The sequence below is a fragment of the Gordonia sp. AC31 genome, assembly GCF_031844505.1.
GTDB lineage: Bacteria > Actinomycetota > Actinomycetes > Mycobacteriales > Mycobacteriaceae > Gordonia > Gordonia hongkongensis.
Map to the genome: position 1 here is coordinate 113,405 of NZ_JAUZVK010000005.1, position 16,299 is coordinate 129,703.

The 16,299-nt window shown below is 67.5% G+C and carries 16 protein-coding genes; 11 read left to right on the forward strand and 5 right to left on the reverse strand.

The genetic code is table 11. The annotated features are described in order from the left end of the window. Positions 1–77: 77 nt before the first annotated feature. The gene (locus tag Q9R39_RS08065) at positions 78–554 is read left to right on the forward strand and encodes a cupin domain-containing protein (RefSeq protein WP_058249779.1); all 477 of its coding nucleotides are present in this window, start codon (positions 78–80) and stop codon (positions 552–554) included. A gap of 205 nt (positions 555–759) precedes the next feature. On the opposite strand, the gene Q9R39_RS08070 is transcribed toward Q9R39_RS08065, so the two are convergent. From Q9R39_RS08070 to Q9R39_RS08080, 3 genes are read right to left on the reverse strand one after another with little or no spacing between them, the layout of a single operon-like run. Continuing rightward, the gene (locus Q9R39_RS08070) at positions 760–2,082 is read right to left on the reverse strand and encodes an amidohydrolase family protein (RefSeq protein WP_311277305.1); all 1,323 of its coding nucleotides are present in this window, start codon (positions 2,080–2,082) and stop codon (positions 760–762) included. After that, the gene (locus Q9R39_RS08075; protein ID WP_078112712.1) at positions 2,079–3,044 is read right to left on the reverse strand and encodes a PDR/VanB family oxidoreductase; all 966 of its coding nucleotides are present in this window, start codon (positions 3,042–3,044) and stop codon (positions 2,079–2,081) included. Before Q9R39_RS08075 ends, Q9R39_RS08070 begins: the two co-directional genes overlap by 4 nt. A 17-nt stretch (positions 3,045–3,061) precedes the next feature. Beyond that, complete coding sequence (locus tag Q9R39_RS08080) at positions 3,062–3,721, reverse strand: helix-turn-helix domain-containing protein (RefSeq protein ID WP_065631433.1); 660 nt, start codon at positions 3,719–3,721, stop codon at positions 3,062–3,064. A gap of 212 nt (positions 3,722–3,933) precedes the next feature. Between Q9R39_RS08080 and Q9R39_RS08085 the strand changes: the two genes are divergently transcribed. The 9 genes from Q9R39_RS08085 to Q9R39_RS08125 all read left to right on the forward strand — a co-directional run bounded on the left by Q9R39_RS08085 (position 3,934) and on the right by Q9R39_RS08125 (position 14,102). Beyond that, positions 3,934–5,268: an amidohydrolase family protein gene (locus Q9R39_RS08085; RefSeq protein WP_078112713.1), complete on the forward strand. Its 1,335-nt coding sequence runs from the start codon at positions 3,934–3,936 to the stop codon at positions 5,266–5,268. Continuing rightward, positions 5,268–6,038, forward strand: coding sequence for an ABC transporter ATP-binding protein (locus Q9R39_RS08090; protein WP_058249775.1), 771 nt, complete (start codon positions 5,268–5,270; stop codon positions 6,036–6,038). The genes Q9R39_RS08085 and Q9R39_RS08090 overlap by 1 nt, the downstream gene beginning before the upstream one ends. Then, on the forward strand, positions 6,035–6,940 hold the full coding sequence (locus Q9R39_RS08095) for an ABC transporter permease (protein WP_078112714.1): 906 nt from the start codon (positions 6,035–6,037) through the stop codon (positions 6,938–6,940). The genes Q9R39_RS08090 and Q9R39_RS08095 overlap by 4 nt, the downstream gene beginning before the upstream one ends. Before the next feature lie 191 nt (positions 6,941–7,131). After that, the gene (locus Q9R39_RS08100; RefSeq protein WP_078112715.1) at positions 7,132–8,310 is read left to right on the forward strand and encodes a nitrate ABC transporter substrate-binding protein; all 1,179 of its coding nucleotides are present in this window, start codon (positions 7,132–7,134) and stop codon (positions 8,308–8,310) included. Further along, positions 8,307–9,638, forward strand: a complete 1,332-nt coding sequence (locus tag Q9R39_RS08105) for an FAD-binding oxidoreductase (RefSeq protein ID WP_058249772.1) — start codon at positions 8,307–8,309, stop codon at positions 9,636–9,638. Before Q9R39_RS08100 ends, Q9R39_RS08105 begins: the two co-directional genes overlap by 4 nt. Beyond that, positions 9,635–10,435 carry a creatininase family protein gene (locus Q9R39_RS08110; protein ID WP_396275648.1) on the forward strand — a complete coding sequence of 267 codons (801 nt, stop codon included), beginning with the start codon at positions 9,635–9,637 and terminating at the stop codon, positions 10,433–10,435. The genes Q9R39_RS08105 and Q9R39_RS08110 overlap by 4 nt, the downstream gene beginning before the upstream one ends. Further along, positions 10,432–11,043 carry a pyridoxamine 5'-phosphate oxidase family protein gene (locus tag Q9R39_RS08115; RefSeq protein ID WP_311277307.1) on the forward strand — a complete coding sequence of 204 codons (612 nt, stop codon included), beginning with the start codon at positions 10,432–10,434 and terminating at the stop codon, positions 11,041–11,043. The genes Q9R39_RS08110 and Q9R39_RS08115 overlap by 4 nt, the downstream gene beginning before the upstream one ends. Continuing rightward, on the forward strand, positions 11,040–12,425 hold the full coding sequence (locus tag Q9R39_RS08120) for an amidohydrolase family protein (RefSeq protein ID WP_311277308.1): 1,386 nt from the start codon (positions 11,040–11,042) through the stop codon (positions 12,423–12,425). Before Q9R39_RS08115 ends, Q9R39_RS08120 begins: the two co-directional genes overlap by 4 nt. A 105-nt stretch (positions 12,426–12,530) precedes the next feature. Then, entirely contained in the window at positions 12,531–14,102 is a 1,572-nt protein-coding gene (locus tag Q9R39_RS08125; RefSeq protein WP_311277309.1) for an oxygenase MpaB family protein, read from the forward strand. A 12-nt stretch (positions 14,103–14,114) separates the two neighbouring features. Here Q9R39_RS08125 and Q9R39_RS08130 read toward each other — a convergent pair whose 3' ends face one another. Beyond that, a complete protein-coding gene (locus Q9R39_RS08130) occupies positions 14,115–14,774 on the reverse strand; it encodes a TetR/AcrR family transcriptional regulator (protein WP_311277310.1) in 660 nt (219 codons plus the stop codon). 228 nt (positions 14,775–15,002) lie between these two features. On the opposite strand from Q9R39_RS08130, the gene Q9R39_RS08135 reads away from it, so the two are divergent. Beyond that, entirely contained in the window at positions 15,003–15,755 is a 753-nt protein-coding gene (locus Q9R39_RS08135) for a nuclear transport factor 2 family protein (RefSeq protein WP_311277311.1), read from the forward strand. A 40-nt stretch (positions 15,756–15,795) separates the two neighbouring features. On the opposite strand, the gene Q9R39_RS08140 is transcribed toward Q9R39_RS08135, so the two are convergent. Next, positions 15,796–16,281, reverse strand: coding sequence for an NAD(P)H-dependent oxidoreductase (locus Q9R39_RS08140; RefSeq protein WP_065631441.1), 486 nt, complete (start codon positions 16,279–16,281; stop codon positions 15,796–15,798). Positions 16,282–16,299: the final 18 nt, after the last annotated feature.

Sequence of the window (16,299 nt, forward strand, 5' to 3'; positions counted from 1 at the left end):
CAATCGTCCAGGACTGTTGCACAACGGAATCGGACGAATCGGGTATGAGGTGGGTCGGCCCGACGTACGGTCGGACGATGACACCACTCCTGCGCACCGCCGTCGCGACGCTCGCCGCCGCGGCCGCTCTCCTGACGCCGCTCGCGATGTCGTCGGGGACGGCGAATTCCACGCCCTCGTCCGGAATCTCGGCGGTCAGCCTGGCCAAGGCGGACATCCCGGCCGACCTCCTACCCTTCGTGCCCGACGGCGTACACGTGGAGGTCCGGGAGATCACCATCGCCCCCGGCGGCACCACCGGGTGGCACTATCACGACGGCCCGCTCTACGGACTGGTCCGGCAGGGCACCCTCACCCACCCCGGCTCCGACTGCAAGCCGGTGGTGTACCGGACCGGCGAGATCATCGCCGAACCCGGGGGCAAGGCGAACACCCACGAGGGAACCAATCTCGGGACCACCCCGGTCGTACTTGTCGTCCTGTACCTGATGCCCCTGAACAAGCCGCTGTCCGAGGACGCACCCGCACCGCCGTGTGCGACGGCCACTTCCTGACGGCGGGCGAGCCAGCCCCTGCTTGCTGATCCGAAAGAAGCGACCCCATTGCTCCCTGAGGAGTGAGGAGCGATAGCGACGAGCCACGAAGGGCCTGGTGAGACACGTTGCGAAGCCCTTCGTGGCTCGCTTCGCTCGCACCTCAGGGAGCAGAGGGAGGCCGTCGCTGCACCCAATGGACCAGCGGTTCTGTGGTTCTCTCGGATCAGGGAGCAGAACGCTGCCGCCGGTCCAGCAGTGTCGTGAGTTCGGCTGCGAGCGAACGTGAATCAGCGGTCACGAGTTCTCCGTCGCGTACCACCCACCGGCCGGCGACCATGACGTCGCGGGGTCGCCGGCCCGGGCCGGCCCACAGCAGGCCGTCGACCGGGTCGGTGACCCCGGCGTCGAAGACGTCCGAGCAGTCCCACACGCAGAGGTCGGCGGCAGCACCGGGCCGCAGGTGCCCCAGCTCGGTGCGGCCGAGACCGCCCGCCGAACCCTCGGATGCCATCGCGAGAACCGCACGGGCGGTGACCGGTTCACCGATCAATCCCGAGACCTGAACGGCCAGGCGGGCATCGGCGAGTAGGTGCCCGGCATCGTTGCTCCCGCCGCCGCTGGTGCCGAGTCCCACCCGCACACCCGCGGACACGAGCGCCGCAACCCGCGCGACGCCCCATCCCATCGGCACGTCGCACCCGGGCGCGTGGGTCGCAGACGCTCCCGATCGCGCGACCAGAGCCACTTCGTCGTCGGTGATCTCGCACAGATGCGCCAGCGTGACGTCGTCGGCGAGCCAACCCCACTCGTCGAGCAACTCGAGGGGGCGCCGCCCATATCGTTCCGCGGCGACCTGCACATCGACCTGCTCGTTCGCCTGCGTACGACGACGCAGGCCGAGTCGAGATGCGACCTCGCCGAGCGTCGCGAAGGTCTCCGGCCCGTCGCTGTGCACGCCGGACGGGCCGACGGCCAGCTGCAGCATCCCGTCCGCGCTCGTGCCGGTTGCCCCCGCACCCAGATGTGTTCGGTGGATGTCCTCGACCGATGCGGCTGCGGCTTGCGGGTCGTCGCGAGCAGTGCCCCGGACGAAGACCAATCGCGCACCGACCCGTGCGGCGGCATCGATGGTCCCTCCGGCCAACGCGACCGGGTCCTGACCACCGGGCCAGGTCAGATGATGGTCAGCGACCGTAGTGACACCGCACAGCAGGGACTCCGCGAGCCCGGCAGCCGCTGCCGCGGCGACGAGCTCGGGGTCGACACCGACCGATGAATAACGTTGCGCCATCAGGCCGAGCCACTGCGGCATCGGTACCGACCGGCTCTCCGGACGCGACCGGAACGCGGTCTGCAGCAGATGGTGGTGCGCGTTCACGAGACCGGGCGTGACGACGCACCCCGAGACGTCGACGACCTCGTCCGCGGCGGCCCGGCCGCCGACCGCGGCCCCGATCCGCCCGTCGTCGACCACGACCGGATCGCGCGTGACCATCGACGCGTCACGTAGGACCGCCACGGCGCCGGTGAGCACCGTGACCGTCACAGCTCGAGCACCAGACGACCGCTCGTACACCGCGACACGCAGATCATCATCGATTCGTTCTCGGACCGCTCCTCCGGCGACAGGATCGAGTCGCGGTGGTCCACCTCGCCGCTGACCACCCCCGTCTCACAGGTTCCGCAGACACCTTCGCGGCACGACGACGGCGCCACCACCCCACGTCCGTCCAGGACGTCGAGGATGGTGCGATCCTGCGGCACCGTCACCGTCACGCCCGAGAAGGCAAGGGAGAGTTCGAACTCCGCGTCAGCCGCGGACTGCGTCGTCGTGGCGGTGAACTTCTCGGCGAACGAATCCACGGCCGGTTGCGGCTCACACACTTGCGCAACGGCTTCCAGCATCGACGGCGGTCCGCAGGTGTACACGGCGGTGCCGCGGGCGAGCCCGGCCAGGACGCCACCGAGATCCAGGCGGCCCGAGTGGGCCGACTCGTGAATCGTGACCAGTCCGGGGTACCTGGATTCGATCTCGTCGACGAAGGCCATCTCCGCCCGGGACCGTCCGACGTAAACGAGCCGCCACGGCCGCCCGGTACGGCGGGCCTCGTCGACGAGGGCGAGGACGGGGGTGATGCCGATACCACCGGCCACGAACACATAACCGAGTGCACGTGTCAGCGCGAAGTGATTGCGCGGCGGGCTGATCCACACCTCACCGCCCACCTGAACCTCGTCGTGCACGGAGTCCGAACCGCCCCGGCTGTCGATCCGGCGTTCGACGGCGATCCGGTACGTACTCGTGTCGTCAGGGGAGGAACACAACGAATACTGCCTGACCGGGCCGGCCGGTGTGTGCAGATCGACGTGCGATCCAGCGGTCCACGACGGCAGCGCGTCGACACCGACCGGCGCGAGGACGAATTCGTCCACCCGACGGGCGAGCCGGCGCCGTGACACCACGCGGATACGCAGTCCATCTCGAAGGTCGTTCGCTGACACAGACATCGGAGATCTCCTAGGTACTACGATCTCCGCCGGTATTCCCAGCCACGGGAACCACCCCCACCGTCGCGGATCTCCGACACCTGCGTTGACGCCTGGACAACGACGAGCCGAGCGGCCTCGGAACCGGTGAGCCGCCACCGGTGGGGAATGCCGCCAGCGTAGTAAAGGCTGTCGCCCCTTCGCAATTCGAGGAGACTTCCGTCGCCGAGGTCGACCTCGACCTCGCCGTCGACGACATGCAACCACTCGTCCTGCTCGTGCTGGAAGTACTCGCCGTAGTCCCGCCGGTTCAACAACTGCTCCTGGGGGAAGAACGCGGCGTCTCCTCGAACGAGCAACCGGGCGTATCCGGCGTTGTCGCCGGCCTGCGGAAGGATCGCGCCCTCGCCGGCACGCACCAGTTGCGTCCCGACGGGTGCCGGAGACGGTGCCCCCGCCACGTGCGCAGGGTCCGCGGCCAGCATCAGACTGACCTGGGTGGTGTCCAGCGCCCTGGCGATCCGTTCCAGGGTCGTCATGCTCGGACGCGCGTATCCGCGCTCGAGCTGCGACAAGAACGGATGCGAGATACCGGCCTGCGCAGCCAGATTCGTCAACGTGAGGCCATGCTGCTTACGTCGTCGGCGGATCTCGGCACCCAGCGACACCTGCGCGACGTCCGGCTCGTCGAGCGCCATGTGGCTCACACCCTTCCTGCAGAACCGATGGTTACACGCCCGCAGCGCTGGTTAACGTCGTGGCAACAGCGCATTCCTATATTCGGACGTGTTGACGTGATCAACAAGTATCACGAACCGCCCCAACCCCGCCGACCCCAGCCACAGCGGGACCACCGACCCAGTCGTGCACCGTCGCACGCCATTTCGATGTTCTCGAGGAAGTGTCATCAATGCCGACTCAGCAGACAGCGCCCGTGCCGGGCATCACCGGATCACTGGCCGACGGGTCAGTGGTCGATGTCGAGCTGTCCGCCGATGCCGACGGTATCCACCGCGTCCGCGCCGTCACACCGTTTTCTCCCGATGTCCCACATCCCGCCGACTGGCTGGATCTCCGTGACCACCTGCTGCTCCCACCCGCCGCCGAACCCCACGCCCACCTGGACAAGGCCCTGTCGTGGCCGGAGTTGTCACCGCCGAGCGGCGACCTCAACGCCGCGATCGCCTCCTGGCGGGCCGGCAGCGTCTCCCTCGATGAGCAGTCCTTCCGGACGCGCGCTCTCCGGGCGACCTCGTCCATGCTGCGCAACGGCATCACCGCGGTGCGCACCCACGCCGACGTTCTCTCGCACGACGACCCACTGCGAGCCGTCCGCGTGCTCACCGAGGTCCGGGAGCACCTGCGCGGACTGATGGACATCCAGGTCGCGGTCCTGGCGAGCCCACTCACGCCCACCGCGCACATCGAGGCCGCGCTCGACGCCGGCGTCGACCTCGTCGGCGGGGCCCCGCACATCGCCGATGACCCCATCGCCGAGCTCACGAGACTGCTCGACCTCGCCGAAGCGCGCGGTATCGGCGCCGACCTGCACGTCGATGAATTCCTCGACGGTGACCACCTGACCATCGAGGCCTTCGCCGACCGCGTCGCCGAGTGGCCCGACGACCGGATCCGCACGGCCGGCCACTGTTGCCGCCTCGACACCCTGGCCGCCGCCGACCTGCAACGGGTCGCACGGGCGCTCGCACGGGCCCGTGTCTCGGTCGTCGCCTTGCCGGTGACGAACCTGTACCTCCAGGGCCGATCCGGACCGTCCGCGGGGCGACGAGGCATCACGCCGATCGACGTGCTGCGCGATCACGGCGTCCGCGTCGCCGGTGGTGCGGACAACATCCGCGACCCGTTCAACCCCGTGGGCCGGGCCGACCCGCTCGAGACCGCCGCCCTGCTGATCACCGCCGCACATCAGAACCCCCACACCGCAACGGAACTGGTCACCTCCGAGGCGCGTGCCGTGCTCGGACTGGAGCCCGCGGGCCCCGTCGTCGGAGCCCGCGCCGACCTCGTCGCCATCCGCGGCGCCGATCTCACCGAGGTCATCGCCACCGCGCCGGCCGACCGGGTCGTGATCGTGAACGGAACGGCGGTCGCACGCACCGAGTCCACCACCTGGACGGCGTTCCCGTCGTTCCCGGTTCCGTCCCCGGCAGGAGCATCACCGGCCGGAATGTCCTCAGCCGCAGCATCACCGCTGGGCCTGTCCCCCGTCGGCATGGAGAGATGATGAGTTCACCAGCAACGACCCACAGACCGGCACTCGGTCACCCGCTCGTCGGCTTCGAACACGTGGAGCTCACCTATCCGGACGGCACCCACGCCCTCCGCGACGTGAACCTCACCGTGCGCGAGGGCGAGTTCGTGAGCGTCGTGGGCCCATCGGGTTGCGGCAAGTCGACCCTCCTGCGGTTGTCGTCGGGCCTGGAGACGATCACCGACGGTTACCTGCAGAGCGGTGCCGAACGGATCGGTTACGTGTTCCAGGACGCCACCCTGCTCCCGTGGCGGACCGTGGCCGACAACGTCGCACTGCTCGGTGAACTCGACGGTGCACCGAAAGCCGAACGGCGCGAACGCGTCCGCGCCGCGCTGGAGACGGTCGGGCTGACCGGGTTCGACAAGCACCTGCCGCACATGCTGTCCGGCGGCATGCGGATGCGGGTGTCGCTGGCCCGCTCGCTGACGCTCGATCCCGATCTGTTCCTGTTCGACGAACCGTTCGCCGCACTCGACGAATTGACCCGCGAACGGCTCGGTACCGACCTGACCGAGCTGTTCGCCGTCAAACGCTTTGCCGGCCTGTTCATCACCCACTCGGTCGCCGAGGCGGCGTTCCTGTCCACGCGTGTCCTGGTGATGTCGGGACGGCCGGGATCCATCGTCGACGAGATCGAGGTCCCCTTCGACTATCCCCGGTCGCCCGACCTGCGTTTCGAGCCGGAGTTCGGCGCGATCGCCGGCCGGATCTCCCGCGCACTCCGAGAGGCACATTCATGAGCGCCCCCGACACCGGCACCGAGACCGCCCCGGGCGTGCGAACCCCGAAAACCGGCAAGGCCGGTACACCCGACCCCGGCTCCACCACCGAACTCGCCGTGGCCGCACGCACGGGCCGACGCGGCCGCTCCCGATCGAAGATGGTCGGGATCGCCGCGCCGCTCGTCGTCCTGGGCCTGGTCATCGGCGCGTGGTACCTCGTCAGCTACGCGGTGCTCGATCCCGGCCGTCGATTCCTGATGCCGCCCCCGCACCAGGTCGTCACCGACGGACTGCTGGGCGACTCCGCCCAGGCGATGTGGGAGGCTCTGAGCCGCACGGCCACCGTCGCGTTGACCGGCCTGACGATCGCCGCGATCATCGGCATCACGTGGGCGGTGATCATGTCGCAGTCACGGCTGATGGAGAACGCCCTCTTCCCGTATGCCGTGGTGCTGCAGTGCGTCCCGATCCTGGCGCTCGTCCCCCTGGTCGGATTCTGGTTCGGATTCGGCTTCAGTGCACGGGTTTTCGTCTGTGTACTGATCTCACTGTTCCCGATCGTCTCCAACACCCTGTTCGGCCTTCGATCGGTCGACCGGCAGATGCGGGATCTCTTCGCCCTGCACCGTCCGAGCCGCGTCACCATCCTGCGCAAGCTGGAGTTCCCCGCCGCCATGCCGGCCATCTTCGCCGGTCTCCGCATCTCGGCGGGCCTGTCGGTGGTCGGCGCCATCGTGGGCGACTTCTTCTTCAAGCAGGGCAATCCCGGCATCGGCATCCTGATCGACAACTACCGGTCGCGACTGCAAGCCGAGGAACTGTTCGCCTCGATCGTGCTCGCCTCACTTCTCGGCGTGGCCGTCTTCTGGTTCTTCGGCTGGCTGGGCAACCGCATCGTCGGACGCTGGTACCAGCGCTGACCTGATCTTCTCTCGCCGGGTGGTTTCGACTCGGCTCCTCGCTTCGCTCGGTGCCGGCTCAACCAGCGGGGGTATCGGCTCCTCGCTGCGCTCGGTGCCGGCTCAACCAGCGAGTGGGTCTCCTGTCGTCGACACCCCTTGATCCTCCATTCAACTTCCGGAATCTCTCAGCCCGAAAAGGAACTCATCTCATGAACACACCCGTCTGGCGTCGCCTGTCCAAGACCACCGGTGTCGCCGTCGTCGCCGCCGCCCTCGCCTTCACCGCCGCGTGCAGTTCCGGGGAGAGCACCGAATCCTCCGGTTACACGGGGGCGGTCGGCCCTGTCGACCTGAGCGCCAACTGTCCCGACAAGGTCGTCATCCAGACCGACTGGAACCCTGAGGCCGAACACGGCCACCTCTACCAACTCCTCGGCCCCGACCCCACGATCAATGCCGGCAACAAGCGCGTCGTCGGTCCGCTCTTCGACCGCGGCGAATACACCGGCGTCGACATCGAGATCCGGGCCGGCGGACCCGCCATCGGCTTCCAGTCGGTGACCTCGCAGATGTACTCCGACCCGGAGATCCTCCTCGGCTACGTCGACACCGATCAGGCCATCCAGAACTCGAAGGACAACCCGACGACGGCGGTCATGGCACCGCTCGACATCAGTCCGCAGATGATCATGTGGGATCCCGCCACCTACCCGCAGGTCCAGGGGATCGCCGACCTCAAGGCGGCGAACGCACGCGTCCTGTACTTCGAGGGGGCCACCTACATGGACTACCTGACCGGGTCGGGCGTCCTCTCCCCCGCGCAGGTCGACGGCAGCTACGACGGGTCGCCGGCCAACTTCGTCTCCGACGGCGGCAAGACCGCCCAGCAGGGGTTCGCCAGCTCCGAGCCGCAGGTCTACCAGGAAGAGGTCGAGGGCTGGCAGAAGCCGGTGAAGTACCAGCTGATCCACGACGTCGGCTTCCCGTCCTACAAGTCGTCGGTGGCGGTTCGCTCGGACGCACTGGAGGAGAACGCCGCCTGCCTCGAGCAGCTGGTGCCGGTGTTGCAGCGCGGTTCGGTCGATTACCTGGCGTCGCCACAGGCGGCCGACGCGGTCATCCTCGACGCCGTCGAGCAGTACGACACGGGGTGGGTGTACTCCCAGCGGAACGCCGACTACGCGCGGGAGACGATGGCCGACCTCAACCTGGTGAGCAACGGCACCGACACGACGATCGGCAACTTCGACACCGCGCGCGTCGCCCGGGTGATGGAGGTGACCGGGCCGATCTTCACCGAGCAGGGCACGCCCGCAGCCGACGGCCTGACGCCCGAGGCGATCGCGACCAACCGCTTCATCGACACCTCGGTGGGCCTGCCGTCATGACCGCTCCGGTGGTCGCGGTCGGTACCGACGAGGGACGCCCCGACTTCGGCCCCGAGGACGTCGATGCGCTGGCCGACGACCTGCTCGCGATCGTCGGCCCGCGTGGCATCAGCTCACTTCCCCGCGCGCTCGAACGCGCGGCCCGCGACGGCTCGGGGATGAGTCCGATCCTGTCGGCGCAGGATCTCGGCCGACCCGATCTCGTGTGCTACCCACGCACGGCCGACGCGGTGCCCCACATCGTCCGCGCGGCGGTCGCCCGCGGCGTACCGATCACCACGCGCGGCAAGGGAACCGGGAACTACGGCCAGGTCATCCCGCGCTTCGGCGGACTCGTCCTCGACATGACGTCGCTGACCGCGATCGGGGACGTCACCGACCGTTCGGTCACCGCCCAGGCGGGCGCGCGGATGATCAACCTGGAACAGACCGCATGGTCGCACGGCAGCCAGCTGTGGATGTACCCGTCGACCGTCCAGTCGACGCTCGGCGGGTTCCTGGCGGGAGGTTCGGCCGGTACCGGCACGATCGTGCACGGCCGCAACCATCAGGGGTTCGTCGACGCACTGGATGTCGTCCATGCGACCGGCGAGGCCGAGGTGGTCCATCTCGAGGGCGACGACGCAACCCCGTTCGTGCACACCTACGGGGTCGCCGGCATCATCGTCGGCGCCACCGTCCGGGTGGAACCGCTGCAGGAATGGCGCTGCGTGTACGCGAGTTTCGGCTCCACCCGCGAGGCGTTCGACGCGGCGCTCCGACTGGCGGCGGTCGAACCGAAGCCGCGTCTGCTGTCCGCGGACGGCCCCGTCATCACGGGGGCGCTGCCCGACGACCCCGCGCTCGTCCGCGGTCGCGCCAGCGTGCGCGGGATCATCGACGCCCGGGCATTGGCGGAGACCACCGACCTGGTCGTCGCCGCCGGCGGCCGCGTCGAAGCGGTCCGCGAGGGCATCGCCGAGACGGTCAAGCTGTCGACGCTGTCCTACAACCACCCGACGTGGTGGTTACAGAAGTCGCAGCCGGACAGGTGGTTCCACATGGAGGTACGCGGGGACGCACTCGTCACCCGGCTCGAGGAGGTGGAGAAGGTGTACGAGGGCGGCATGCTGCATCTCGAGGTCGGCCACGAGATGATGTTCGGGATGCTCAACGGGATCTACCGCAGTCCGCAGCAGGTCATCGACGGCGTCGCCGCACTCGAGGATCTCGGGGTCGGCGTCCACTCCCCGCACCAGTGGTACGTCGATCTCGATGCCGAGCGCGTCCGCGCGCTGGCGCACCAGACCGACCCGAAGGGTCTGCTCAATCCCGGAAGGTGGATGTGAACACGGTGACCACCAGGACGACGCGCCCGGCCGCGCATCGGCGTTATGCCGAGCTGACCACCGAACAGATCGGCACCGCCCTGTCGCGGGACTCGATTCTCGTACTACCCACGGGCGCAATCGAACCGCACGGCCCGCACCTGCCGTTGGCCACCGATCTCATCGTCGCGGAGTCGGTCGCCGAGGCCGTCGTGGACCGCGGTGCCGCCGCGGGGCACGATGTCTGGCTCCTGCCGGCGCTGGGTTACACCAAATCCGACGAGCACTCGCGGCTCCCGGGCACGATCTGGCTGCGGGCGAGCACCCTGTTCGAGACGATCGTCGACATCGGGGCGTCGCTCGCACAGACCCCGGCGCGTCGTGTGCTGTTCCTCAACGCGCACGGCGGCAACTCCGCACTGATCGAGGTCGCCGCGCGCGAACTCCGACGACGGTTCGACCTGCAGACCTTCTTCTCCTCCGGCCCGGGTCACCCCGGTCCCACCGAGCGCGGACTCGGCATCCACGCGGGCTGGGCGGAGACCTCGATGATGCTGCACCTCCGGCCGGATCTCGTGCACATGGACAAGGCGGTCGCGACGGTGGCAGACGCGGTCGCCGACGCCGGGCACGTCGGTTTCGCCGGCACCGTCCGATTCGGTTGGCTGTCCACCGATTTCGCCGAGTCGGGGGTGATCGGCGACCCCACCGGAGCCGACGCCTCGATCGGCGCGAAGCTTTTCGACGAGCGCGTCGAGGACCTGGTCGCCGCGCTGCCGGAGATCGCCACCTTCGACCCGGGCCGGGTGGGGCGTTGATCACCAGCGGTACCGGGTTCGGAACCGATTGCGCGAGCGCGGATCAGCTCTCGGTCCACCCGATGACGCTGCTGCGGAACTGGCTTCCCCCGTCGGACGAGCCACGGCCGTTGATGGCACTGGCGACGTGCGGCCGCGACGGTTATCCCCGGGTCCGACACGTGCTGATCACCGAGGCCGACGACACCGCGGTCTACTTCCACACCGACAGCCGGTCGGCCAAGGTGGCCGAACTCGCCGACAACCCCCGGGCCTCGATCGCGATCGCCTGGCCCGCCGTCGGCCGTCAGGTCGTCGCGCACGGTGACGTCCGGCGAGCGCCGGACGACGAACTGTCCGAGGCCTACTCGCGCCGTTCCCGGTACCTGCAACTCCTGGCATGGCTGAACGACGACGACCTCGCCGCAATGCCACCCGAGGAGCGGCGTCGGCGATGGTCCGACTACGACTCGGCCCACCCGCGACTGACCGCACCGCCCACCTGGACCGGGTACGCCGTCGACTTGCGGGAGATCACCTTCTGGCGCGGCGACCCGGACGGGCCGTCGCAGCGAGTACGGTTCACCGACAACGGAAATCATTGGAATTCGGAGGTTCTACCGGGATGACCGGCACTTACCACAACGCGCTGATCCTGCCGGTCAGCGGCGATAGGCCCTGGTTCTGGGGATGGCTGTCGGTGGGCGAGGACGGCCGGATCTCCGGGATGGGCGAGGGCTCACCGCCGGCCGACGCGCCGCTCCCCCGCCACGACCTCGACGGCGCCTTCCTCGCACCCGGTTTCGTCTCGGCACACAGTCACATCTACACCGGCGGGATGCGCGGGGTGGCGCCCAACAGCCCACTCTATGAATGGGTCACGCTGAACAGCACGATGCTGCTCGGCGCCGATGCGCAAGACCTGTACTGGATGACGCTGGCCGGCGGGCTCGATCACCTGTCCTCGGGAATCACCTCCGTGTACAACTTCACCCAGTCCCGCGTCCTGGCACTCTTCGACTACGAGGAGTCCGTCCTCAAGGCGGCTCGGGTGCATTCTCCGGAGTTCGTCACCGCCCAGGTGGACGGGCTGGCGGCCACCGGGATCCGATTCGTCACCAGTGTGCGACTCGACGACGAGCAACTCGGCGAGGACGCCGCGTTCGCCGGTTTCGACGAGGTGATGAGCCACCTGGCGACCGTCGACCGCGACCTCGATCTGGGCGGTTCGGTCTACGGCTCGGTGCAGTGGTCGTCGTCGCAGGCGACCGCCGAACGCGAACGGGCACTGATGGACCGGTACGGGATCACCAATCAGGCGCACTTCGTCGAGACTGCCGAGCAGATCGAGATCCAGCAGTCGAAGTTCGACTGGTACGACGCCGCAGGCGTTCTGGGCCCCGGCTTCGCCTTCGGACACTTCGTGCACCCGACCGAGAACATGGTCGCGCGTGTGCGCGACACGGGGTCGGCGGTGGTGTGGCAGCCGATGTCGAACGGTCGGCTCGGTTCCGGCATCGCCGACATCCCCCGTCTGCTCCGGGATTCGGTGACCGTCGGCGTCGGTGTGGACGACCAGTCGTGCACGGACGTGTCGGACCCGTTCGAGAACATGCGCACCGGTTTGTTCTTGCAGCGCGGAAAGCACAGCGACGCCGCGATTCTCACCCCCGTCGACATGCTCACCCTGCACACGCTCGGGTCCGCGTCGGCGATGGGCGTGGCCGACAAGGTCGGTTCGCTGGAGGTCGGGAAGTTCGCGGACCTGCTCGTCGTCGATCCCCGGTCCCCCCACCTCGGCCCCATCTGGGACCCCGTCGCCACGTACGTGCTCGGTTGCGGACTGCGCAACCTACGCGTGGTCGTGGTGGGTGGCCGCACGGTATGGGACCGCGACGTCGCCGATCCGCGACGCGCACAGGCCGATTCCGAACTCACCGAGCGGATGATCGCGTCAGCGGCGCAGTCGGGGATTCATGCGGTCCGCCCACCCCTCGACGTGTCCCACTGACGCTGCCGTTGACAACGGCGCCATGCAGATGACACCATCCCACAGTCATAGGAATCACCCGATTCCTGTATCGTGCGATGTCAGACGTCGAGACGAGGTACAGCCATGTCGGAACCCGACCGATCAGAGTTGCTGGAGCGGTCCGCCGACGGAGACGTAGGCTATTTCGGCCCCGATTCGTGGTCGTGGAAAGTCTTCCTACACCCTGCGACGCAGGTCATGATCGCCCAGATCACCAACGCACTGGAATCCCCACACATCGTCTTCCAGCACGTTCTCGCCGAGCACGATCCCGTGTTCGGCGCCCCGTCGCGCACAGCCCGAGTCCCCGACGGACCCCAGGTCACCTTCTTCGAGCGGGTACAGCGGACGGTCAGCGTTCCCGCTCCGATCCTCTTCGGATCGAAGAGCCAGGCCGACCTGGCCGCTCGCAAACTGTTCAACTACCACCGACCGATGCGCGGGACGATTGCCGGTACCAGCGAGAAGTATGCCGCCACCGACGAGTCGAGCATGCTCTTCGCCGCGGTCACGATCGTTCACGCAGCAATGCTCGCGTATGAGAACTTCGCTTACCAGGATGGGCGACGCGTTCGGCGTCTCACGAAAGAGGAGATGTGCGAATACCTTTCCGAGGGAGCCCAGATCGCTGTTCTCATGGGTGTACCCCGCGACGCCTTCCCGACCAGCCCGGACCAGCTCGACGACTACTACGACTCGGTCGCAGACCAGTTCCGGACCAAGCAGGGTTGGTCTGCGGACCGGTTGCGCGCCATCCGACTGCTGACGACACTCGGCAACGGCCGTCGTCCGCGGCACGTCGCGGTCGACCTGGTGCTGGGACTGTCCGAACTGATGTGTCTGGCCGTTCTCCCCGAGGTGTTCCGACGCGGCAACGGCGTGCCGAAGATCGCCGATCCGCTTCTCCGTCTCATGTACGTTGCCGTGCAACCCCTTTTCCGACGCCTCGGCAGCAGCGCATCGCTCACCACGAAGGTGCATGATCTGTATCGTCGCGACGACCCGTTGACCTCCCAGCTCCTCGACAACGCTCTGCGACTCACTGCGTCGCACACGGAGCCGCAATCGTTCCCGTTCGCGTCGACGCAGCTCACCCGGCACGCCGACGGTCGCACCTTCGGCGAATACTCTGCGGTACAACAAGTCTTCGACGAGCTACCCGCCGTCGAGGCCGGCGAGTTGCGGGGACGGTGGCGCGGTACCGAGATCCTCACGAAGCACAGGCTGGATGGGTCCCTGGAGCGGATCGGCTGGTACGGCAAGCACTTCGACGGCGAGGGCAATGCCCTGCCGATCCTGATCCAGACCCGGTCCGGGCGAATTCACCCCTTGAACCCGGCCCTGATACCCACCCCGCTGTTCCTTCGACCACCGAAATTTCCGCAGGGGGTCGACCGGATCCTGCGTCGGATTCTGGATGCCACGGTCCCGATCATGCCCTCCGACCGCCCAGCCGCGTCCGTGCGCATGATGGACTACCGTGGAGAGCAAACCGCCGCCATGATCTACGACAAGCAACCGGTCATCGACCTGTTCAAGTCAGCCGGGCCGAACGTGGTGCTGGGCGCCATGCAGTCGCGTGCAGAGGACCGCCCACACTTCTTCCTACTCGAAAAGGACGACGACGACGCACGGAGCTCGATCTCCGTGCACTGACCGTCGACTCACTCAGGCGCCGCGCAATCCCGCCGATTCAGCGAGGGCACAGACGATATCGACCGCGGCGTCCGCGAGTTCGTCGCGATCGACAGCCAGTCGACCGTCGGCGAAGTCGAGGTAGAGCGCGACAAGTGCACCCGACAGGCCGGTTGCGATGATCGGCAAACGGCCCGGACTCGGAACGAGCTCGTCGTCGACCCCCAACAGTCCCATGGTCGTCTCGACGAACAACCGCGATCGTTTCGCACTGTGCTCACGCAGGACGTCGTCGCTCAGCGGCTCACGCAGCAGGATGCGAGCACGGCGCGGATCCTCCTCGAAGAAGTCACCGCACGCGCGGCACACCGCGTGGACCGACGTCCGGAAGTCGCCGCCGGTCTCGATCCCGGCCACCCGCTCGAGGACTCGAGATTCGACCCTGTCGTATATCGACACAAGGAAATCGTTTCGGCCGGAGAAGGTCTCGTAGAAGTAGCGTGGACTGAGGCCCGCCTCTCGCACGACCGCCCGCATCGTCACCGCACCGGCACCAGAGGTTCCGAGCAACCTCTCACCGACGTCCAAGAGTTGGTCGCGCCGCTTCAGGGAACGATCCTGGAGCGTCTGACCTCGCCACCGCTTCTGCGACGAATCACCCACCGTCCGACCCCTCTCCACACTTTCGACCATCGTCCTTGACAGTACTCAACGCAAGAGGAATCATATGATTCACGTTGGTTCGAGATTCGACGCGCCGCCTTCACCGGGCCTGCGAGTCCACCCCTCCACCGTTCGACTCGAGGACACCGAACGCCGAGTTGGGCTCTCGCACAACGGCGACGAGCTCGACAACCTCACCACCAGCGCCGCTACACGCCGATCATCGCCGCCAACGCGGCACAATCGAAAGGACCGAAGATGACTTTCAGCGAAGAGATGTTCCAGGAGGCGTTGCGGAAACCCCGCCTCGCACGACCCGCACCCGAGTACCTCGATTCGAACCGTGGCGAACGGGTTCGTGTTTTCTCGGAAGAGGAACTCCAGGCCACGACTCGCGAGTGGTTCACGATGTGGGAAGCAAAACTTGATCTGTACAGCAGGGCCTTCGATCGCGACTTCTCGTGGCTGATGACGTGGGCCAAGAAATACTGGTGGAGTTTCCTCGTCCGCGACATGAGTCTGAACGACGAACTGTACGCGACCGACATGACATACACCGATGTGACGACGTTCGGCCGGACGATCGTCGGCATCGACGACTTCGTCACGTACAACTTCGCATTCTTCGATGCGATCCCCGACTGGCGCTATGACCCGATTCCCGACCAGGTGTACGTCGACGTCACACCGGAGGGAACCGTCCGCACCATGATCCGGTACATGGGGAGTGGACATTTCGACGGATCGCTACGCCTTTACCCCTACGACGACACGGCGGCGGTCGTCCACGGCAACGGCCGGTTCCTCCAGTGCCCCGCCGTGGATCGCTATCACTTCAACAAGGACGGCCTTCTCCAAGAGGGAGAGACGCTCTACGACTCGCTCGATGCGCTCCAGCGTTCGCGAATCCTGCCACGCGACGACAGTTGGCAGTTCCGCACCCTGTTCGCGGCATCGAAGGTCCCAGCGGCCCTATGGCGAGCACAGGTGAAGCTGGGCCGCGCGTCCTGAGGCGCACTGTGCCGGCGCGACATCGCCACGGTGGGCGGTCTCAGGACCCGAGGAGCGTCGACGACCAGCGGTCGGTGTAGTCGGCGATCCGTGAATCGGTGGTGTAGGTCGAGTCGATCAGGTACAGACCGGGTGCCGGGCACACCGCTCCGAGCTCCACCAGGACCGGTTTGAGCAGCAGATCGGGTGCCATCGCGTGCGCGGGGCCCGCCCCGAGCATCAGCGGGACGGCGACGACATCGCGCAGACCCTCGGCCGTGGCGAACTGGTCGAGGAACAGTTTGAGGATGCCGGTATAGGTCGCCTTGAAAGTCGGGCTCGCCACCACAACGAGATCCGACGAGGCGACTACGTCGACCGCGGCCTGGACCGCGGCGTCACCCCATCCGAGCAGACCCGGCCCGAGTTCGATCACGTCGACGACGTGGTCGGGATCGGTCCCGGTCAGTGCCCGCGCCAACTGCCGGGCGGCGTCGAGCGTGCGCGAACCGGGCTTCGGGTTCCCGGCGACAACAGTGGTGGTCATGGTCCGCCTCTCGAGTAT